Source organism: Synechococcus sp. MIT S9503, assembly GCF_047304175.1.
GTDB lineage: Bacteria > Cyanobacteriota > Cyanobacteriia > PCC-6307 > Cyanobiaceae > Synechococcus_C.
The window spans coordinates 1,370,907-1,390,051 of record NZ_CP138955.1; the positions used below are offsets into that span (position 1 = coordinate 1,370,907).

Below are 19,145 nucleotides of genomic sequence, written 5' to 3' on the forward strand. Positions count from 1 at the left end.
GGAAACAATCCTTTGAAATCTAGGAAGCAATCCCAGAGACACTTGCCGACAGCGCCGTCAGCCAGCCCCTGATCTGCAGATCAAACAGAACAGCGGCGGACTGACGACTGACGATGAGCAGCAGACAGATGCCGAACAGATAGAGAATCGACCAGCGGAACAGATCTTTGGCTCGGTCAGTGCTGTCGGGTTCCTCCGCAAGCTTGCCAACCATGTGCAGAAGACGTCCGTTGAAGGGCAGCAACAGAAGGCCATAGAAAAGCCCTCCCTCCGGCAAGGCCCAGATCCCCAGCATGCTGACCAGCACGGTGGCCCAGCCGTAACGAAGGATGGCGCGCGCGGTGACGACAGGCCCCTCCACCACCGGCAGCATGGGAATGCCGACGGCACGGTAGTCATCGCGCAGCAACAGCGCCAGAGCCCAGAAATGCGCGGGAGTCCAGACCATCACCAGCCCAAATAACCACCAGCCCCCCAGGCCGACATGCCCGGTGGCTGCCGCGGCTCCGACCAGAGGGGGAATGGCGCCGGCGACACCTCCAACAACGATGTTCTGGGTTGTTCGCGGCTTGAGCAGTGCTGTGTAAAGCAGCACGTAACTGCAGAGTCCTAGCAGTGAGAGACCTGCCGCGAGGCAGTTCACACCGCTGACAAGCAGCGTTGCTGCCGCCAGGGTGCAAGAGACGGCACCCACGAATGCCGCAGTGGGCGAGAGTCGGCCAGAAGGCAGAGCACGGCCGCTTGTGCGCTGCATGCGGCCATCCAGCTCCTGTTCCCAGAGGCAGTTGAGAACACCTGCAGCTGCAGCGGCGAGCGCTCCTCCACCGAGCGTGCAGGCCAGCCGCGGAGAGGAGAGCGGCCAGCCTTCACTCAGAGCCATCCCTCCGAGAGTGGTGGCCAGCAGCAGGGGAATCAGCCTCGGCTTGGCCACTTCAAGCCAGGGAGGGAGCTTGATGCGCTTGCGAGAGGGAACAACCTGTTCGCGCGTGAGCGGTGCCGAGGATGCAGCAGAGGTGGAACTAGCCATGACAGGCCTCCAGAGAGGAAGAGTCGAGAACGACGGGCAGAGGATCAGGCGGAGCCGGCTGACGTCGGCAGGTCAGGGCAGCGAGAACGGCCACAAGAAGACAGGCCACGAGCTGATGAGCAACGGTGACCTCCGGCTGTGAAAGGCCAAGACGCAGGGTCGTGACACCGAGACCGATCTGTGTGGCCACCAGCAGTACCGCCCCCAGCAGAAGCGGCCACTGAGAGCGACCCCAGCTGCCGCTGACCAGGGCTGTCAGCACGAACAGCAGCACGCAGAGCGCTGCCGGAGTGGCAGCGGCACGGTGCCAGTGCAGCCATTGGCATGACTGGCCAGCCTCAAGGCAACGCTGCGAAGCCCAGGACGTTGCCATGCGGGCACCGAGAAGACACTGGGCTGACACCGCCATCACGCTCAGCGATCCGAGCAAGGTCCACCAGCGCGGTGCCTCCGCTGACTGAGGAGCCGCAAGAAGGGTCTGGGTGAGACCACTGACGGTGATCACCAGCGTGAGAGCAAGGGCCAGGTGAGCCGTGACCACCCCTGAAGGCAGCAACTGCAGAACCGTGAGTGCCCCGAGACCTCCCTGAAGAGCCACCATCAGCACGAGCAGGCCGCTCAGGGGGAGCAACCACCCGGGCAGGTCACGGCGAAACCACCAGACGACGGCCATCTGCACCAGCAGTGCAACGCCGACCACGAAGGCATCAAGACGATGAAACCACTCCAGAAAGACCTGGACGTTCATCTGACGACCGGGAAGCAGCGTGCCGTAACAAAGCGGCCAATCTGGGCAGGCGAGTCCCGCCTCCATGACCCTTGTCGCTCCTCCGATCACCACCAGCGCCACAAGTGCCACCACAAGATGGGCAGCCAACTGAGCCAGACGCAGACGGATCGAATTCAGAGACGATGCAGTCAACGCAGACTCCTTAATGGAGATGGTTATCCACGGAACGTAGCCATCTGAATCAAAACGGCACGATGTGTAGCTGACTGCAACATCTGTAATCTCAGACTTGATGCGACTTTGCTGACAAGCACCCCCTTGAACTCAGAAAACCTGAAGGATTTTCAGGCTTGCTTAACAATCAACGCGTGGTGATTGTCATCCAACCTCCATAGCCTGAAGTAACTCAAGTTGAGGTTCGGGGTGCCCATCCCCTCAGCAATTCTGACCCTTGTTCTGGGAATGCTCCTCGTGCTCGGGGGGTTGTGGATCGGCCAGAACATCAATCTTCTTCCTGTTGATGCGAGCGCCAACGCTCCCATTTACGACGAGTTGTTTCGTGTTTTGTTCAGCATTGGCACAATTCTGTTCGTGGGAATAGTTGGCTTGATTGTTTTCAGCCTTATTCGTTTCCGTCGTCGTCCGGGACAGCTCGGAGATGGACTGGCACTTGAAGGAAATCTCCCTCTTGAAGTGTTCTGGACAGCTGTTCCTGCAATCGTCGTTCTGTTTGTTGGGCTTTACAGCTACGACATCTACGAACGCATGGGAGGAATGGTGCCTCTTGGGCACGCCAATCACGGCGCGTCGACAACGACTGATCAGCGCATCTGGGGCGGCATTGGTTCCACTCAGGACTCTCAGACGGCAACAACAACCGGAATCACGCCTTTTCCGGTGGAGGTGACAGCGATGCAGTTCGCATTCCTCTTCCATTACCCGGACGGAGACTTCATTTCCGGTGAACTGCATGTACCTGTTGATCGCCCGGTTTCTCTGCGGATGGAGGCCAAGGACGTGATCCATGCCTTCTGGATTCCTGAATTCCGCCTGAAGCAGGACGTGATCCCTGGACAACCCACGGTTCTGGACTTCACCCCGACCCGAACGGGGAGTTACTCGATCGTTTGCGCAGAGCTGTGCGGTCCATATCACGGGGGGATGCGCTCGAGCGTGATCGTCGACAGCGCTGATGACTTCGACAGCTGGTTCCAGTCCAATCGAAAGCTCCCTGTGTCCGAAGCATGACGATCACCGCTCCCCAGCAAACAGCACCAGCTGCACCCTCCCTGCAACCCACGGGATGGCTCCGCTATCTGAGCTTCAGCGTCGACCACAAGGTGATCGGCATCCAGTACCTCGTCTGCGGATTCGCGTTCTATCTGGTGGGCGGCGCCATGGCGGGAGCGATCAGAACCGAACTGCTGAGCCCGGTCTCAGACTTCATGCCAAGGGATGTTTACAACCAGATCCTCACCCTGCACGGAACGGTGATGATCTTTCTCTGGATTGTCCCCGTGGTGAACGGGGCCTTCGGTAATTATCTGATTCCCTTCTATGTGGGAGCCAGGGATATGGCCTATCCCCGGCTTAATGCCGTTGCCTTCTGGTTGATTCCTCCAGCGGGTCTGATGCTTATCAGCAGCTACTTCATCACGGGTGCTGCACAGTCTGGATGGACGGCTTATCCACCACTCAGCCTCACAACGCCAGCCGCAGGTCAGATTATCTGGATCCTGAGTGTTCTTCTTCTGGGTGGAAGTTCAATCTTCGGTGGCATTAATTTCATTGCGACGATTCTCAAGCTTCGCCGTCCTGGGCTGAAGCTCATGCAGCTTCCGATGTACTGCTGGGCGATGCTGGGCACCAGCATTCTTGTGGTTCTTTCCACGCCGGTACTGGCGGGAACACTGATCATGCTGAGCTTCGACATTGTTGCTCACACAGGATTTTTCAATCCCGGTCTTGGTGGGAATGTTGTCGTCTACCAGCATCTTTTCTGGTTTTATTCGCACCCAGCGGTATACATCATGGTGCTGCCCGCCTTCGGGCTGGTGAGCGAAATTCTCCCGGTTCACTGCCGCAAACCCCTGTTCGGCTACACAACCATGGTGTACTCGATCATGGCCATCGTCGGCCTGGGACTGGTGGTGTGGGCTCACCACATGTTCACAAGTGGCACTCCACCCTGGATGCGCCTCTTCTTCACAATCGCGACAGCTTTCATTGCCGTTCCAACAGGCATCAAATTCTTCAACTGGTTGGCCACGCTCTGGGGCGGACGCATCAGTCTCAACAGTGCCGTGCTGTTTTCCTGCGGTTTCATTGTCAACTTCGTGCTGGGAGGAATCACTGGTGTCGCCCTTGCTCAGGTGCCTTTCGACGTTCACGTCCATGACACCTACTTTGTGGTCGCCCATTTCCATTACATCGTCTATGGCGGATCGGTATTCGTGATATTCGCTTCGGTCTATCACTGGTACCCCAAAATCACTGGTCGCATGCTCAATGAACATCTCGGCCGGCTGCACTTCCTGCTCACCTTCGTCGGTTTCAACCTCTGCTTTGCCCCCCAGCACTGGCTTGGCCTGAACGGCATGCCGAGGCGGGTGGCCGAATATGACCCGCAGTTCGAACTGGTCAACCAGATCAGCAGCGCTGGAGCACTGCTGATGGCCATCAGCACTCTCCCCTTCCTCTGGAATGTGATTGCCAGTGCGTTCTATGGCTCCATCGCAGGCGACAACCCCTGGAGAGCACTCACCCCAGAATGGCTCACAACATCGCCGCCACCGGTTGAGAACTGGAAGGGCGAAGCCCCTCTGGTGACCCATCCCTACGGATACGGCACCCCAGCCGATGAGATCGACCTCCGATCCGCCAGTGGCAGCGATCTCTGGAGAGGCGGCCAGTGACCACACTCACCCCCCACAACCAGCCGGTCGATCACGGCGACGACCACGGATCGGAACATCCCGATCACCGCATGTTCGGCCTGGCGATGTTCCTTGTGGCTGACGCCATGACCTTCGCCGGGTTCTTCGCCGCCTATCTCACCTTCAAGGCCGTGAATCCGCTGCTGCCCGGTGCGATCTACGAACTTGAACTTCCGTTGCCCACGCTCAACACCGTTCTGCTGCTGGTGAGCAGTGCAACGTTTCACCGCGCCGGGTTGAATCTGCGCAGAGCGAACAATGAACGCTGTCGGCTCTGGTTGATGCTCACCGCCATGCTCGGCCTGGCATTCCTCGCCAGTCAGATGGTGGAGTATTTCACCCTGCCCTTCGGACTGACAGACAACCTCTACGCAAGCACTTTTTACGCGCTCACGGGGTTCCACGGACTGCACGTGACTCTGGGCACACTGATGATCCTGATTGTGTGGTGGCAATGCCGCACACCCTCAGGACGTGTCAGCGCCAGCAATCATTTTCCACTCGAGGCCGCCGAGCTCTACTGGCACTTCGTGGACGGAATCTGGGTCATTCTGTTCGTGATTCTCTACCTGATCTGACCAGCATCAAGATCGATTCAGGTGACAGAACTTCGATGGAATCCTTGCCCGGGTTGCAGTCTGGGGTCAGAATTGATGTGTCTTTTCCGATAGACATGCTGGTTGGAGAGGAATTACTGAACAAGGCGCGCGCTCTCAGCAACCGCCCGGAAGATGAAATCGCACGTGGCTGCGGTTACGTCGGCCCGAGTGGTCGTCTGATGCGCAAAAGTTTCTACAGAGCCCTGGTAGAAGCCAAGGGTTACAAACTTCCATCCAGCAACGGTGGCTCAGGTGGGGGCAGCAGAGGACGCCAGGCCGAGTTCCGCACGCGCGTTCACGGCAACGGCAATCTTCTGATCGGCCATGCCTACACAAAACGGCTCGATCTCGTTCCCGGCCAGGAATTCAAAATCGAGCTGAACAAGGACTCCGGCACGATCACGCTTCTGCCGCTTGCCGAATCCTCCTGAATCACCGATCACGGCATGGAGAGTCCAGGGGAGCCGCTGACAGCGACTTCCCCCGAACGTGGTCAGGTCAGGCGATTGCCGGAGGATCCTGGCTGTCGTCGATGCTGGAACTGAAGGCGATCAGCTCGATGCCGCTGAACAGGAAGCTGATGCCCACCAGCGTGCCGAGCACCCAGAGCAGACCCCAGAACTTGAGGGTGACGATCAGCAGACCAAGGATGAATGTGATCACTCCATTGGCGATGGCCCATCCTGAGCCGGACTGACCGCTGTTGGCCAGTCCGTTGACGAAGGCCACAACGCCCTCCACCAGAAAGACAATGCCGATGGCCAGAGCGAAGGCAGCGACCTGCTCCGCAGCTTCACCGGGATCACGGAAGTTACTGATCATCGAGCCGCCGGCCACGATGAACAGTGTGGACACCACCAGGCGCCAGAAGCAGATCCAGCGCCCCATGCGCCCGGAACGGGCAAGGTTGCTGATCCAGCCGACCACACCGCCGACGAGAAACAGCACGGCGATGACACCGGTGGTCCAGAACGAAGCAATGACCGGGAAGATCAGGGCCAGAACCCCCAGAACGATCAGAAGAATGCCTTCGGCGATCGAGAAGGCTTTGAAGGTGCCCAGCGCTTCGGAGCGGTCCTCGGAAGTCATGAAAAGTTCAGAGTGAACAACATCCGAAAGGTATTGAGACCTCACAGATCCGTCCATTGCTTCTGATTGCCGCTCAGCTCCAGCCATGCTCCGCAAGCCAGGCTGCGCTGATCGGTGAGGCCTCACCCTGTTGCTCAGCGGCACCGATGAGCCGTTCCGTGTAGCGAGCCAGCAGATCGATCTCGAGATTCACCTCATCCCCCACCTGCAGATCACGCAGCGCCGTGACCGACCAGGTGTGTGGAATCACAGCCAGCCAGAACCGAGCCCCGCCATCGGCACAGCCCGCCACCGTGAGACTGATGCCATTCACCGCGACACTGGCCTTGTCGCAGATGTAGCGGCCGAAGTCCGCATCCCGCCAGCGCAGTTCAAGGTGCCATGACTGAGGCAGAGACTCCACGGCGACCACCTCACCGATGCCATCCACATGGCCGCTGACCAGGTGCCCTCCGAGACGATCGGACAGTCGCAGAGCGGGCTCAAGATTCACCGATCCACCACCGGTTGCCTTGGCGCCAAGGGTGGTGCGCTGCAGAGTCTCCTCACTCACATCCGCCAGAAATCCATCACCCACAAGAGACGCCACCGTGAGGCAGACACCATCCACCGCAACACTGTCGCCAAGCTGCAGGGGAGCGAAAGCACTGCAGCCTCCAACCAGCAGCGCGCGACCACGTCGTTCGACCTGACCGACCGCCTGGACCAACCCGGTGAACATTGACCGTCTCCATCCCCTCTGCACTGGTCATAATCGAGACAGCGGCGGAGCCGTACTTGGTCGAGATGAGCGTGGCGGGAATCGCCCTTGATGCCAGCAGCCGGAGTCCGATCGTGCTGCTTCGGGACCCTTCCCGCAGCCGCCAGGTGCCGATCTGGATCGATCAGGCCCAGGCCCACAACATCATGGCCGGCCTGAATGACACCCCCCAGCCGAGACCTCTCAGCCACGACCTGATGGCGGCATTGCTGGAGGCAGGCGGATTGCAGCTGGAGCGGGTGATCATCCATGCGATCGAAGACAGCACCTTCAGAGCCGTTCTGCGCCTTTGCGACAGCGATCAGATCAGCGATGTCTCCGCCGGGGAGGCGACCGAGGAGGAGGTTGAGGCTGGCATCGGCACTGATGACAACCTCCTTGAGATCGACGCACGCCCCAGCGATGCGATCGCACTCGCCATCCGAACCGGCAGCAGCATCTGGATGCTGGAGGAGGTCGTGGCGGAAGCCTCCATCGCCGTGGACGCCGAAGCGGATGCGGAGGATCGTGATGAATTCCGCCGTTTTCTCGACAAGATCAATCCTGCCGCTCTGGGGCGACATCTCGAATCACGCCCGCCAGGCGATCCCAGAGACTCCCAGGGCGACACCCAGAGCCCTTGAGCAGCACTCTCCCACGCCCGGTTCTGCGTCGCTCATTCGGTGACGGAGTCGATGTCAGCCTGTTCACGCTGGGCACCATGCGCGCCTTGGAGGCTCCCGGCCAGATGCTGCAGGTGTTGCGTGCAGCACTGGCCGCTGGCATCAACCATCTGGAGACCGCGCCTGCCTATGGACCGGCAGAAGCTTTTCTTGGACAGGCGCTGGCGCAGCTCAGGCAGGAGGGCGCCGCACCCGGCGACGGTGGCTGGGTGATCACCAGCAAGCTGCTCCCCGGTCAGAGTTTTCTCTCTGGCTGTGAAGCTCTCGACGCCAGCCTCGACAGGCTCGGGGTTCGCACTCTCGACAATCTGGCCATTCACGGGCTGAACCTGGACAGCCATCTCGACTGGGTGTTGTCCGGCGAGGGCGCCAGGCTGATCGACTGGGCCCTTGCGACCGGTCGGGTCCGCCAGGTCGGTTTCAGCAGTCATGGATCCAACGCCCTGATCGAGCGCGCCATTGCCAGTGACCGCTTCAGATTCTGCTGCCTGCATCTGCACCTGCTGGATCCCACGCGCTTACCACTGGCTCAGCTGGCTCTGGAACGATCCATGGGCGTTCTCGCAATCTCACCAGCGGACAAGGGCGGGCGTCTGCAGGCACCGAGCGACCTGCTGAAAGCCGACTGCAGTCCGTTCCAGCCCCTGCAGCTGGCCTATCGGTTTCTGCTGGCTGCGGGTATCAGCACGCTCACCGTGGGAGCGCGGAGCGCAGCTGATCTGAAACTGGCTCGATCGCTCGCGGCCAGCGACGGGCCGCTGGACAGGGAGGAGCTGAGGGTGCTCGCTCACCTGCAGCGACAGCGTGAGCTTCGGCTGGGGCCTGATCTCTGCGGTCAGTGCAGGGCCTGTCTGCCCTGCCCCAACGACGTGCCGATCCCCGAACTGCTGAGGCTGCGCAATCTCGCCCACGGCCATGACCTGATGGAATTCACCGGAGAGCGTTACAACCTGATCGGCCGGGCCGGGCACTGGTGGGAAACGGTTGATGCAAGCAGCTGCAGCAGCTGCGGCGACTGTCTGCCGCGCTGCCCGCACCAGCTGCCGATCCCCGATCTGCTGGCAGACACCCATCGCCTGCTGGCGGCGGCGCCCCGCCGGAGGCTATGGGGCTGATGACTCCCAGAGCTGTTGAAGCCGTTGCACCTCGCTGGAATCCAGCGGCGGCAGCAGCCAGCTCCGGTGCCAGACCGGTTCAGGAGGAAGCACGAGAGAGCGGAGTCGACGCGGAATCCTTGCCTCTGCGGCGATGAGCTCATCTCTCGGCAGCGGCGGGATCCACCCCTGTGCCAGCAGTCGTGACAGCAACGGTTGCCTCCAGGCCTCCAGCACCCAGTCCTGCGGCAGCGGTTCGGCAGTCCTGGAAGGCCTGGCCAGCAGCGTCCAGTGCAGCGGTCCGCCCTGCTCCGGCAGCAGAGCGGTGAGTCTGGGATCTCGCTGGAGCGCCGCCATGCAGCGCTGCAAGGGCAGCACGGCGATCCTGGCGTCACCCTGCAGCAACCAGTTCAGGCCGAAACGGTCATCGAAGCTCAGCGCCGCTGCTCGCAGGCAACGCAGGGCATCAGGGTCTTCCATCCTCTCGGCGATTGAGACCAGCAGCCTCGGGCTGGATGGCAGAAGCAGCCTGCCCTTGAACGCAGGATCGAGCAGAGCGCCCCAGCCGGCAGCCGGTTCGGGGCCAATCTTGCCTTCACGCCGGATCAACATCACCCATGGGCTGAAGGCCACAGGCAACAGCAGATTCCTCCAGATTGAGGGCAGATCGCTGAGAAAACGCTGTCCAGCAGGACCGAGTCGCGAAATCAGAGGCTCAGCAGCGATCACCTGCAGGCGCTCGGGGCTGACCTGCGACAACCAACCGTCCGCCAGAGCAAGCAGATCCGTCGGCACCGGCCAGGGGTCCTGCAGGGGAGTCGATCCTGAGAGCGCAGCGAAACGCCAGGGTGCTGGCAGACCTCGACGCCAGACACTGGGCAGAATCTCCGGCGAGGCGCGCAGCGTCGGCACCGATCCTCCACGGCTGCAGCCGCCGAGCCCCACCGCAGCGGTTAGGGCGGCGAGCTGGAGAAATCGACGACGGTTGAACGATGGCGCCGAAATGGCAACAGGCTTCATGGTCCGAACCTACGGGGCGACACTGCCCTCAAGGCCTCTTGAGAGCAACTGATCAACAGCCCGATCGCATGCCTGCACCAGCTGATTGAGGGACACACCCCGCCACTGGGCCAGCAGGGCCAGGCCTCCGGCACCGACTCCCTCCTTCACATAGCCCCGCTCGAAATCACGCAGGCGCGCATGTCGACTTGATGCAAAGCGAAGACCGGCGGCATAGGCCTGCACTGAAACCGAAAAATGCTGCTCGAGGTTGCTGAGCAGAGCCACAAGAGACGAGGAAGGCGTTGCTGCATGCAGCCGTTCTGCGGCAAGCCATGCTGTGGTTCCGATCAGGACCCGGTCGCAGAGCTGCTGTCGGCGGTCGGAGTCAACCGCATCCAGGGCGAGAGCCAGCACCGCCGCCATCTGACTGCCACCAGCAAGCAGAACGGTCTGATCCGCATCAAGCGCACCGATCAACAGTCCGGTGGCAAGAGCCTGAAAGGGATCACCCACCGCAGCGAGCAAGCTGACGGCGTCGATCTGACGGTCGCAGGGGAGCCGCGACAGTCCTTCGCTGACCAGTCGCTGCTTGAGCGCCATGGGGGGGTGCAGGGCACTGCCGCTGACCAGTGTCTGCACAGGCAATCCGAGCCCGGTCAGGATCGCGAGGGCTGTGGTGGTCCCGCCTGGGACACATTCCGCCAACACAAGAGGTCGACGCAGGTGTTGTCCGAGCCGCCTGCCGCGCTGCAGAAGCTGTTTCACCCTTTCGGTGACCATTGCAGTGCCGCTCGAAACGCACTCCGCGGGACCGCAGCGTGGGTCCTCAAAGCGCAGATGGGGAAAGTGCGGTGGAACCGACAAACCGAGAGCGGCAATCTGCGGATCGAGACCGAGTTGCTGGCAGACCACCCAGCTGATCAAGGCCGGAGAGACCCCTGCCGGAAGCGGTGGCAGGGACCAAAGGGGAGGAACCGAGGGCCCCTGCAGCAGCAGTTCAGCGTCGGCGAGGGCCGTGGTGCGACGGGCTGCAGCGGTGCAGCCAGCCGCCGAAATGCCTTGCTGTTCAGCGGTCCTTGTGGACGCGAGCAGCACCAGCAGGTCCGGCAGTGGCTGAGAGGCATTACACCAGAAGTCAGCAAAGCGCTGGGCTCCAACCGTGGCCGGTGATCCAGTCAGGCGACAGCCACCGAACGGAGGATCAGAGCGGGTCGAGGGCGACCAGTCCATGAAGCAGCGGAGGAGGCTCAGGAACGGGAGCCTGAAGACGGGGAAAGATCCAGTAGGCCAGAGCGTGCAGAGCCAGCACGTAGACCAGCTGCTGAATCAACACGAGAGCGAGCGCCATCAACTGCACCAGAAGCAGATCGGGTGCAACAGGCAGCTGCAGAAGTTCCAGCAACCTGTCCAGCAGGCCTGCTCCGGCTCGGGTGATGATCACCCAGAGGTTTTCACCCACCAGAAGGGAGAGAGCAACCACCCTCACGAGAAAACCGCCGGCACCGATCAGCAGGCCGACGCCCCAGCTCAGCCACCAGCTGCAGCGATGCAGCCAGCACCAGCCCAGCCAGACGGACAGCAGGCCATAGGGGAACAGCATCAGGGGACCACGGACGGGCCCCATCAGGGCGATCAGCAGAAGAATCGCCACTGTCAGTCCCTCGACACCCGCACGGGCACCCCGGCGCACCGCCAGCAGAGCGAGGGGCAGCGGCAGTGCAAGACGGAACAGGGCTCCGCCAACCGGCAGGTAGTAGAGGGCCAACCAGATCAAGGCAGCCGCGGCCGCCAGATAGGAGGACTCCATCATCCGCAGGGCCTGGCGATGACTCAGAGCTGGGCGCATCAGGAGGTGGGCTTCGGCTGAGGGGTGGATGGCTGATTGAGCTCGCTGGCGGGCACCTTTTCGATGGTTTCCACCTCGAAGCCGATGCCGGCACGCCTGAGAGCATCCGTGACGCCCTCAGCCGGAGCTGCTGGATCGGCTGCTGACAGACGAATGATGATGCGATAAGGAAGAGTGCGTTCCGGAACCGATCTGGGATCAGGACCTTCAGTCGCAACGGTCGGCGAAGGCTGTTCCCGGGGCCTGGTCTTAGTTGGATCCTCAACCGCATTGACTTTGGCGATGGCTTTGGCGGGCTCCTGCAGCTTGTCTGAACCGACAGTTTTGTCAGCCTTGACAGAGCGCTCTGAATCACTTTCGGCTGGATCCGACTGGGACGCTGCCCTGCTGTTCTCGCCCGCCCGGGTGTCGAAGCTTTCGGATAGCCGCTGACCGAATGGGGTGCCATCACAAGCCTGCAGCAGCAACAGCAATGGCATCAGAGAGAGAACTGACAGCCTGATGCCCATCAGGAGTCGGCGGGACGAATCACGCGCACGGCACTGGCCCGCAGGCGGCCTGTTTTCGTGGTGGCGGGAGGCTTTTTCGCCGCTGGCTTCTTGGCTGGAGCTTTCTTGGCCGCTGGCTTCTTGGTGGTGGATGCCTTGCGCCCCCCCTTCTTGGTGGCTGCCTTGGCAGCCAGCAGTTCGACCGCCTGCTCAAGGGTGATGTCATCCGCTCCCTTCCCTTCAGGCAGCGATGCATTGACCTTGCCCTGTTTGACGTAAAGGCCGTAGGGGCCGTCATAAACCTGCACGATCTCATCACTGCCCTCAGGCTTTCCGAGGTCCTTGAGTGCCGTGCGACCGCCTCTGCCGCGCTTGGGCATGGCCAGCAGCTCAAGCGCGCGGGAGAGTCCAACAGCGAGAACATCGTCCTCACCCTTCAGCGAGCGGTAATCCTTCTCGCTCTTGCCCTTGTCCCAGACCACATAGGGGCCGAAGCGACCGAGGCCGGCCTGGACCCTGCCCCCATCGGGATGTTCTCCGAGCAGTCTTGGCAGACGCAGCAGTCCCAGAGCATCGTCAAGGCTGAGGTCTTCGGGCTTCACACCCTTGGGCAGCGACGCACGCTTCGGCTTGGGGTTCTCATCACTCACCTGCCCACGCTGGACGTAGGGCCCGTACTGACCGAACAGCAGATACACCAGATCTCCTGTCTCCGGATCTTCACCGAGGGCTTCAGGGCCGTCGGCCTTCTGCTTGAGAATCAGCTCTGCCTGATCGTGATCCAGATCAGCCGGAGTGATCTCCCTGGGCAGGGTGGCCTTGATCAGCTCCTCCTCGCCATCGTCGCCGACACGCTTGGCCTCGAGATAAGCGCCGAAGCGACCGATCCTGACCACACAGGGAAGACCCTCGAGATCAATCGTGCGGGATGCACCCGGGTCGATGTCGCCCTCCCGCAAATGCACCTGGGACTCCAGCCCCTCATTCCCCTTGTAGAAACTCTCCAGGTAAGGAAGCCACTGAACCTTGCCGTGCGAGATTTCGTCGAGGGTGTTCTCCATCCTTGCCGTGAAGGAGGTATCCACCAGATCGGGGAAATGCTCTTCGAGCAGAGCGGTCACCGCGAAGGCCGTGAAGCTGGGAGTGAGCGAGTTGTTCTGCTGGGTGGCGTAGCCGCGATCAACGATCGTTCCGATGATCGAGGCGTAGGTGGAGGGCCTGCCGATGCCTTCCTTCTCCAGCATCTTGACCAGGGAAGCCTCCGAGAAACGGGCCGGTGGCTGGGTCTGGTGGCCGAGAGCCTCCACCTCCTTCAGGCTGGGTGAATCCCCCTGCTTGAGAGCCGGCAGCAACACCTCCTGGCCTTCGAGGGCGGCATCCGGATCATCACTGCCCTCCACATAGGCGCGGAAGAAACCGGGGAAATCAATGCGCTTGCCGCTGGCACGGAAAACGGCATCAGCAGAACTCAGATCAACCGACAGCATGGTGAGGCGCGCCTCCGCCATCTGGCTAGCGACGGTGCGCTTCCAGATCAGCTCGTAAAGGGCAAGGTCCCTGCCATCAAGGCCTGTCTCCTGCGGTGCCCGGAAGCTCTCGCCGGCGGGGCGAATCGCTTCATGGGCCTCCTGTGCATTCCGCGACTTTGTGCTGAACTGCCTGGCCCCCTTGCTCAGATAGTCCTTGCCGTAACGGGATTCCACACAGCTGCGGGCTGCACTGATCGCCTGATCGGAGAGATGCACCGAGTCGGTTCGCATGTAGGTGATGAAGCCACGCTCATACAGACCCTGGGCACAACGCATGGTTTCCCGCGCGGAGAGTCGCAGCTTGCGGTTCGACTCCTGCTGCAGCGTGCTGGTGGTGAACGGTGGGACCGGCCGGCGCACCGTGGGTTTTTCCTCGACGGACGTGACGCTCCACGCTGCTGACTTGACCGCCTCTGAAAGCGTCAGGGCGTCGCTCTCACTGAGCAGACGGACCTTGCTTCCCGCCTTGAGTTCGCCGGTGTTCTCGTCGAAATCGTTGCCGGTGGCGATTCGCTGCCCCCCGACATGGGTGAGCTTGGCGTCGAAGCGACTGCCGGCCTGTTCAAGGCCAGCCTTGAGATCCCAGTAACTGCCGCTGCGGAATGCCCGGCGTGCCCGCTCCCGCTGCACCAGCAGGCGTACAGCCACGGACTGCACCCGGCCGGCTGAAAGCCCCCAGGCCACTTTCTTCCACAACAGAGGCGAAAGGGTGTAGCCGACCAGACGATCCAGGATTCTCCGCGTCTCCTGGGCATGGACGAGTTCCATGTCCAGCTCGCGGGTCTCATCAAGGGCGCGCCCGATGGCCTCCTTGGTGATCTCGTGGAACACCATCCGTTTCACCGGGACCTTGGGAGCCAGCAGCTGCAGCAGATGCCAGCTGATGCTTTCCCCCTCCCGGTCTTCGTCAGTCGCCAGCAGGAGCTGATCCGCACCCTTGAGAGCGTCCTTCAGCTCCTTGACCGTTTTTTTCTTGTCCTTTGGAACCACGTAGAGAGGTTCGAAATCAGACTCGGTGTTGACGCCGAGATTGGCCCACTTCTGGCCTTTCTGCGCCGCCGGAATCTCACTGGCGTTGTTGGGTAGATCACGCACATGCCCCATGGACGCCTCCACCCGGAAGTCCTTGGGAAGGAATCCACGGATGGTGCGGGCCTTGGTGGGGCTCTCAACGATGACCAGAGTGTGCGCCAAAGGAGGGCAGATAACCGTCCCCTTCTTTATCGCACCGCCGCTCAAGTTGCAGCGAATAGGCGCGATGCTTCAAGGAGGAACGGCAGCGCGGCTAAAGTCTTCTGATTCGCTCCGCCCTGCGCGCGCCATGCCCGAGATGGGTGCCTTGCTTCTTGAAACCCAGCCTTTGGCCGCTCCGGGGGACCTGCTCAATCTCGCCCTGAACGCCGGTGCTGTCGCCCCTGAGGGAGCAGTTCTGCTTGCGATGCTGGCGACCCTGCTGGTGGATCTGGCCGGTGAGAAAGTCGCCGTGCGCTGGGTTCCGCCCATCTGTTATGCGGGTCTGGGCACCGCACTGGTGCTGCTTGCATTCCAGTGGAGCGCACCCCTTGAACCCTCCTTTCTGGGAGCATTCCTCTCCGACCACCTGGCGATCGCCTTCCGGGCCGTTGTTGCCTGCTCAACGCTGCTGTCTCTGTTGATCAGCTGGCGGTACGCAGAACAGGGAGGAACCCCTGTGGGTGAATACGCAGCGATCCTGCTGGCGGCCACTCTCGGAGGCATGCTGCTCTGCGGCGCAACCGATCTGGTCAGCGTTTTCGTCTCCCTCGAGACCCTGTCGGTCGCAAGCTACCTGCTTTCGGGCTACATGAAGCGCGATGCGCGCAGCTCGGAAGCGGCCCTGAAATACCTGCTGGTGGGTTCGGCCGCAGCTGCGGTCTTTCTCTACGGATCGTCGCTGCTCTATGGCCTCAGTGGCTCCACAAACCTTGAGGTCATCGGACAGTCACTGATGACCAGCACCACGCCGCTTGCTGCTCTGGCGCTGGTGTTCGTGCTGGCAACAGTGGCCTTCAAAATCGCCGCGGTGCCTTTCCACCAGTGGACACCGGATGTCTACGAGGGTTCTCCGACTCCTGTGGTGGCCTTTCTGTCGGTCGGTTCGAAGGCGGCGGGATTCGCCCTGGCCCTTCGACTGCTCGTTGGCTGTTTCGGCAGCTTCGATACCCAGTGGAAACTGCTTTTCACCGTTCTCGCGGTGCTGAGCATGACCCTCGGCAACGTCGTTGCACTCGCTCAGACCTCGATGAAGAGGATGCTTGCCTACAGCTCCATCGGGCAGGCCGGATTCGTGATGATCGGTCTGGTGTGCGGCACCGAAGACGGTTTCGCTGCGATGGTCCTCTACATGGCGGCTTACCTGTTCATGAACCTGGGAGCTTTCGCCTGCATCATCCTGTTCTCGATCCGCACCGGAAGTGATCGCATCTCCGATTACGCGGGGCTCTACCAGAAGGATCCCCTGATCACGCTTGGGCTCAGCCTCTGCCTTCTCTCGCTTGGAGGCATCCCACCGATGCTGGGCTTCTTCGGGAAGATCTATCTGTTCTTCGCCGGCTGGGCTGACCACCAGTACCTGCTGGTTGTGGTCGGACTGATCACTTCGGTGGTGTCGATCTACTACTACATCGGTGTGATCAAGATGATGGTCGTGAAGGAGCCCCAGGAAGCATCGGATGCGGTGAAGGCTTACCCACCGATTCAGTGGAACACGCTGGGACTGCCTCCACTGCGCGTTGCTCTGGTGACCTGTGTTGTCGTCACTGCAGTCGGCGGCATCCTCTCCAATCCACTCTTCCAGTGGGCAAGCGATGCCGTTGCAGGAACTCCGATCCTGCAACAGGCGATCGCCGATGCCTCAGGTGCCACCCTTGGCTGACAGGGAGACGGACCAGCGCTCGCCCGTCGCTGAACTCCGCTGCGTCGACAAGGTCTACGGATCCGGTGCGGGTCTGGTCAGAGCCCTTGATCAACTTGATCTGACCGTGCGCAGAGGCGACTATCTCGCCGTGATGGGTGCCAGTGGCTCCGGCAAAAGCACTGCGATGAACATCCTCGGCTGCCTCGACCGTCCCAGCAGCGGGTCCTATCACCTCAACGGTGAAGCGGTGGAGGATCTCGATGACGATGCCCTGGCGGATCTGCGCAATCAGCAGCTGGGATTCGTGTTTCAGCAATTCCATCTGCTGCCCCATGCGACGGCCCTCGAGAACGTCATGCTGCCGATGATCTATGCGGGACTGTCACCACAGCAGAGGCGGGAGAAGGCCAGCGAAGCTCTGGAACGTGTAGGGCTGGCGGGGAGGATGAAGAACAGGCCCAACCAGCTTTCAGGCGGCCAGCAGCAGAGGGTGGCCATTGCAAGAGCCATCATCAACCAGCCCGCTCTCCTGCTGGCAGACGAACCGACGGGAGCCCTCGACTCGCGCACCACGGACGACGTGCTGAACCTGTTTGATGCGTTGCACGAACAGGGCATCACGCTGGTGCTCGTCACGCATGAAGACGATGTGGCTGCTCGCGCTGAGCGGATCGCTCATTTCCGCGACGGCAGGGTCGAACGCTGGGATGGTCATGCGGACGCCGCAGGGCCGTCAGAAGCGGACTGATTAGGGTGGTTCATGAGCGAACCGGACTGGATGGTCTCCTCAGCCACTCCCAAGACCAGGCTCCTGCTGGTGGATGACGAGTCCCGCCTCACGGAACTGCTCAAGATGGAACTGGAGGTTGAGGGTTATGAGGTTGATGTGGCGGCGGACGGAGCAACGGGCCTGATCCGCGCCCGCAGTGAACCATCCCCGGATCTGATCGTTCTGGACTGGAATCTTCCGGACTTCACCGGAGTGGACATCTGCCAGCGCATCCGCAGCAGCGCCATCACCACACCGATCCTGATACTCACAGGCCATGACGACGTCGCTGATCGTGTGACCGCCCTGGATGCCGGAGTGGATGACTACCTGGTCAAGCCCTTTTCCATCGAGGAGCTGATGGCTCGGCTGCGGGCCATGCAACGAAGGGCCAGCACCTTTTCAGCCACGGCCGGCGACGGGCAGCAGCCTGAGACATTTCAGGTGGGAGATCTGCAGATGAACACCAGCACACGCGATGTGAGCCGATCCGGCCGCTTGATCCAGCTGTCCGTGAAGGAATACGAGCTGCTCAACTTCCTGATGCGTGGTCAGGGGAAGGTGCTCGAACGCTCTGAAATCATGCGCGGCGTCTGGGGAGAGAACTTCTATGGCGATGACAACCTTCTCGATGTCTACATCCGCTACCTGCGCCAGAAGATTGAATCAAAGCAACATCCCCCACTGATTCACACCGTGAGAGGTGTGGGCTTCATCCTGCGCGAAGAACGACAGCCAGAAGGCTCATGAGTCCTGGAATCGCTCGAGACTGTTCATCAGCTGACCCACAAGCAGCGACACGGCATCAGCTCCTGAAGCCGTGAGCGGGTTGAGATCCAGATCGCCGGGATCCACAGCAACCCAACCGCCTGCCTCAGGCTTGCGCAGTTCGAAATGCAGGTGAGGGCCTGTGCTGAGTCCAGTGCTGCCGACGCGACCGATCACCTCGCCCTGGCGAACCGTCTGGCCCGACTTCACATAGATCTCTGAAAGATGTCCGTAGAGCGTCCGGCGCCTGGGCTGATCATGCTCAACCTCCACGGCGATTCCGTAGCCACCGGCAAGACCACTGCTGAGCACGGTTCCTGACAACGCTGCGACAACCGGGGTCCCCTCAGGAGCGGCAAGATCCTTGCCGGCATGCAACAGCCACCTCCCCACAATCGGATGGATACGCCAGCCGAACTCACTGGTGGTGATGGCAGAGCCGATGATCGGGAACAGCAGCTTGCGATTTCCGTTTCCGGAGATCGCAGCGGGGCGCGGCGATATGGCGAAGACCTTCTCCAGACGGAAACCGGCGGAGGAACCTGCCAGCAGAGCCTTCACCGGCACCGAGATCGGAGGGAGCAGGTTTCCATCGCTGCCACGACGGGAAAGTCCCGTGAGCATTTCATCACGATCTTTCAGAACCACGCGCGGTTGAAGTCGGGTGCCACGCCGACGCACCGCCACACCACTGCTGCACTCCCGCTTCGAGAGCGCACCACTGCGGCAGGCCTGCTGAAAGGCGGGCACATCAATGGGCAATGCGTTTTCGCCTCTTTCGAGCTGGCGTCGTTCACCAGGCGTGATGACGCGATTGCGCTCCAGAGACTCCAGCGAGTGATCGAAGCTGACGGGCGGTGGCATCGGCCCGAGCTCAGGCGGAGACACAGGCCCCTGCAAGGCCGGAATGGACAGCAGAACCGGTGCGGCAAGCCAACGCAGAACCAACGGATCAGGGCGATCTCATCGAG

Annotated in this window: 19 protein-coding genes; 9 read left to right on the forward strand and 10 right to left on the reverse strand. The window is 61.4% G+C overall.

Annotated features, from left to right (window positions below; translation table 11 throughout):
- Window positions 1-19: 19 nt before the first annotated feature.
- Both SIB56_RS07865 and SIB56_RS07870 read right to left on the reverse strand, forming a co-directional pair.
- Window positions 20-1,027: a heme o synthase gene (locus SIB56_RS07865; RefSeq protein ID WP_413323423.1), complete on the reverse strand. Its 1,008-nt coding sequence runs from the start codon at window positions 1,025-1,027 to the stop codon at window positions 20-22.
- Complete coding sequence (locus SIB56_RS07870) at window positions 1,020-1,949, reverse strand: COX15/CtaA family protein (RefSeq protein ID WP_413323424.1); 930 nt, start codon at window positions 1,947-1,949, stop codon at window positions 1,020-1,022. The genes SIB56_RS07865 and SIB56_RS07870 overlap by 8 nt, the downstream gene beginning before the upstream one ends.
- A 231-nt stretch (window positions 1,950-2,180) precedes the next feature.
- On the opposite strand from SIB56_RS07870, the gene SIB56_RS07875 reads away from it, so the two are divergent.
- From SIB56_RS07875 to SIB56_RS07890, 4 genes are all read left to right on the forward strand, one after another.
- Window positions 2,181-3,005, forward strand: coding sequence for a cytochrome c oxidase subunit II (locus tag SIB56_RS07875; RefSeq protein ID WP_413323425.1), 825 nt, complete (start codon window positions 2,181-2,183; stop codon window positions 3,003-3,005).
- Window positions 3,002-4,672, forward strand: a complete 1,671-nt coding sequence (ctaD, locus tag SIB56_RS07880) for a cytochrome c oxidase subunit I (RefSeq protein ID WP_413323426.1) — start codon at window positions 3,002-3,004, stop codon at window positions 4,670-4,672. Before SIB56_RS07875 ends, ctaD begins: the two co-directional genes overlap by 4 nt.
- Window positions 4,669-5,271 carry a heme-copper oxidase subunit III gene (locus SIB56_RS07885; RefSeq protein ID WP_413323427.1) on the forward strand — a complete coding sequence of 201 codons (603 nt, stop codon included), beginning with the start codon at window positions 4,669-4,671 and terminating at the stop codon, window positions 5,269-5,271. The genes ctaD and SIB56_RS07885 overlap by 4 nt, the downstream gene beginning before the upstream one ends.
- A gap of 95 nt (window positions 5,272-5,366) precedes the next feature.
- The gene (locus tag SIB56_RS07890) at window positions 5,367-5,723 is read left to right on the forward strand and encodes an AbrB family transcriptional regulator (RefSeq protein ID WP_067092772.1); all 357 of its coding nucleotides are present in this window, start codon (window positions 5,367-5,369) and stop codon (window positions 5,721-5,723) included.
- Window positions 5,724-5,790: 67 nt separating this feature from the next.
- Here SIB56_RS07890 and SIB56_RS07895 read toward each other — a convergent pair whose 3' ends face one another.
- Both SIB56_RS07895 and SIB56_RS07900 read right to left on the reverse strand, forming a co-directional pair.
- Window positions 5,791-6,381 (reverse strand): HdeD family acid-resistance protein, encoded by a 591-nt coding sequence (locus tag SIB56_RS07895; RefSeq protein ID WP_413323428.1) that lies wholly within the window; start codon window positions 6,379-6,381, stop codon window positions 5,791-5,793.
- Window positions 6,382-6,454: 73 nt separating this feature from the next.
- Window positions 6,455-7,102: a riboflavin synthase gene (locus SIB56_RS07900; RefSeq protein WP_413323429.1), complete on the reverse strand. Its 648-nt coding sequence runs from the start codon at window positions 7,100-7,102 to the stop codon at window positions 6,455-6,457.
- A gap of 65 nt (window positions 7,103-7,167) precedes the next feature.
- On the opposite strand from SIB56_RS07900, the gene SIB56_RS07905 reads away from it, so the two are divergent.
- Complete coding sequence (locus SIB56_RS07905) at window positions 7,168-7,764, forward strand: bifunctional nuclease family protein (protein WP_413327226.1); 597 nt, start codon at window positions 7,168-7,170, stop codon at window positions 7,762-7,764.
- Between the two features lie 77 nt (window positions 7,765-7,841).
- Window positions 7,842-8,918 carry an aldo/keto reductase gene (locus tag SIB56_RS07910; RefSeq protein WP_413327228.1) on the forward strand — a complete coding sequence of 359 codons (1,077 nt, stop codon included), beginning with the start codon at window positions 7,842-7,844 and terminating at the stop codon, window positions 8,916-8,918.
- Here SIB56_RS07910 and SIB56_RS07915 read toward each other — a convergent pair.
- Genes SIB56_RS07915 through topA form a run of 5 tightly spaced genes read right to left on the reverse strand, consistent with a single transcriptional unit; the run spans window position 8,907 to window position 14,956 of the window.
- Complete coding sequence (locus SIB56_RS07915; protein ID WP_413323430.1) at window positions 8,907-9,917, reverse strand: ABC transporter substrate-binding protein; 1,011 nt, start codon at window positions 9,915-9,917, stop codon at window positions 8,907-8,909. The two genes, SIB56_RS07910 and SIB56_RS07915, sit on opposite strands and share 12 nt — an antisense overlap.
- Window positions 9,918-9,926: 9 nt before the next feature.
- Window positions 9,927-11,129 carry a nicotinate-nucleotide--dimethylbenzimidazole phosphoribosyltransferase gene (locus SIB56_RS07920; protein WP_413323431.1) on the reverse strand — a complete coding sequence of 401 codons (1,203 nt, stop codon included), beginning with the start codon at window positions 11,127-11,129 and terminating at the stop codon, window positions 9,927-9,929.
- Complete coding sequence (locus tag SIB56_RS07925) at window positions 11,101-11,745, reverse strand: DUF2232 domain-containing protein (protein ID WP_413323432.1); 645 nt, start codon at window positions 11,743-11,745, stop codon at window positions 11,101-11,103. Before SIB56_RS07925 ends, SIB56_RS07920 begins: the two co-directional genes overlap by 29 nt.
- A complete protein-coding gene (locus SIB56_RS07930; protein ID WP_413323433.1) occupies window positions 11,745-12,254 on the reverse strand; it encodes a hypothetical protein in 510 nt (169 codons plus the stop codon). Before SIB56_RS07930 ends, SIB56_RS07925 begins: the two co-directional genes overlap by 1 nt.
- A complete protein-coding gene (gene topA, locus SIB56_RS07935) occupies window positions 12,254-14,956 on the reverse strand; it encodes a type I DNA topoisomerase (RefSeq protein ID WP_413323434.1) in 2,703 nt (900 codons plus the stop codon). Before topA ends, SIB56_RS07930 begins: the two co-directional genes overlap by 1 nt.
- A 127-nt stretch (window positions 14,957-15,083) precedes the next feature.
- Here topA and SIB56_RS07940 point away from each other — a divergent pair, with 127 nt between their 5' ends.
- From SIB56_RS07940 to SIB56_RS07950, 3 genes are read left to right on the forward strand one after another with little or no spacing between them, the layout of a single operon-like run.
- Entirely contained in the window at window positions 15,084-16,655 is a 1,572-nt protein-coding gene (locus SIB56_RS07940; RefSeq protein WP_413323435.1) for an NAD(P)H-quinone oxidoreductase subunit N, read from the forward strand.
- A complete protein-coding gene (locus tag SIB56_RS07945) occupies window positions 16,630-17,385 on the forward strand; it encodes an ABC transporter ATP-binding protein (protein ID WP_413323436.1) in 756 nt (251 codons plus the stop codon). Before SIB56_RS07940 ends, SIB56_RS07945 begins: the two co-directional genes overlap by 26 nt.
- Window positions 17,386-17,397: 12 nt before the next feature.
- Window positions 17,398-18,156 (forward strand): response regulator transcription factor, encoded by a 759-nt coding sequence (locus SIB56_RS07950; protein WP_413323437.1) that lies wholly within the window; start codon window positions 17,398-17,400, stop codon window positions 18,154-18,156.
- On the opposite strand, the gene SIB56_RS07955 is transcribed toward SIB56_RS07950, so the two are convergent.
- Window positions 18,151-19,122: a M23 family metallopeptidase gene (locus tag SIB56_RS07955; protein ID WP_413323438.1), complete on the reverse strand. Its 972-nt coding sequence runs from the start codon at window positions 19,120-19,122 to the stop codon at window positions 18,151-18,153. The two genes, SIB56_RS07950 and SIB56_RS07955, sit on opposite strands and share 6 nt — an antisense overlap.
- Window positions 19,123-19,145 lie beyond the last annotated feature (23 nt).

What these genes read in the sequence shown, in the direction of transcription:
- SIB56_RS07895 (WP_413323428.1), bottom strand. Translation starts at nt 6,381, where the DNA reads ATGACTTCCGAGGACCGCTCCGAAGCGCTGGGCACCTTCAAAGCCTTC.
- SIB56_RS07930 (WP_413323433.1), bottom strand. Translation starts at nt 12,254, where the DNA reads ATGGGCATCAGGCTGTCAGTTCTCTCTCTGATGCCATTGCTGTTGCTG.
- SIB56_RS07865 (WP_413323423.1), bottom strand. Translation starts at nt 1,027, where the DNA reads ATGGCTAGTTCCACCTCTGCTGCATCCTCGGCACCGCTCACGCGCGAA.
- SIB56_RS07925 (WP_413323432.1), bottom strand. Translation starts at nt 11,745, where the DNA reads ATGCGCCCAGCTCTGAGTCATCGCCAGGCCCTGCGGATGATGGAGTCC.
- SIB56_RS07940 (WP_413323435.1), top strand. Translation starts at nt 15,084, where the DNA reads ATGCCCGAGATGGGTGCCTTGCTTCTTGAAACCCAGCCTTTGGCCGCT.
- SIB56_RS07900 (WP_413323429.1), bottom strand. Translation starts at nt 7,102, where the DNA reads ATGTTCACCGGGTTGGTCCAGGCGGTCGGTCAGGTCGAACGACGTGGT.
- SIB56_RS07945 (WP_413323436.1), top strand. Translation starts at nt 16,630, where the DNA reads ATGCCTCAGGTGCCACCCTTGGCTGACAGGGAGACGGACCAGCGCTCG.
- SIB56_RS07915 (WP_413323430.1), bottom strand. Translation starts at nt 9,917, where the DNA reads ATGAAGCCTGTTGCCATTTCGGCGCCATCGTTCAACCGTCGTCGATTT.
- SIB56_RS07950 (WP_413323437.1), top strand. Translation starts at nt 17,398, where the DNA reads ATGAGCGAACCGGACTGGATGGTCTCCTCAGCCACTCCCAAGACCAGG.
- SIB56_RS07905 (WP_413327226.1), top strand. Translation starts at nt 7,168, where the DNA reads ATGAGCGTGGCGGGAATCGCCCTTGATGCCAGCAGCCGGAGTCCGATC.
- SIB56_RS07910 (WP_413327228.1), top strand. Translation starts at nt 7,842, where the DNA reads ATGCGCGCCTTGGAGGCTCCCGGCCAGATGCTGCAGGTGTTGCGTGCA.
- SIB56_RS07920 (WP_413323431.1), bottom strand. Translation starts at nt 11,129, where the DNA reads ATGGACTGGTCGCCCTCGACCCGCTCTGATCCTCCGTTCGGTGGCTGT.
- ctaD (WP_413323426.1), top strand. Translation starts at nt 3,002, where the DNA reads ATGACGATCACCGCTCCCCAGCAAACAGCACCAGCTGCACCCTCCCTG.
- SIB56_RS07890 (WP_067092772.1), top strand. Translation starts at nt 5,367, where the DNA reads ATGCTGGTTGGAGAGGAATTACTGAACAAGGCGCGCGCTCTCAGCAAC.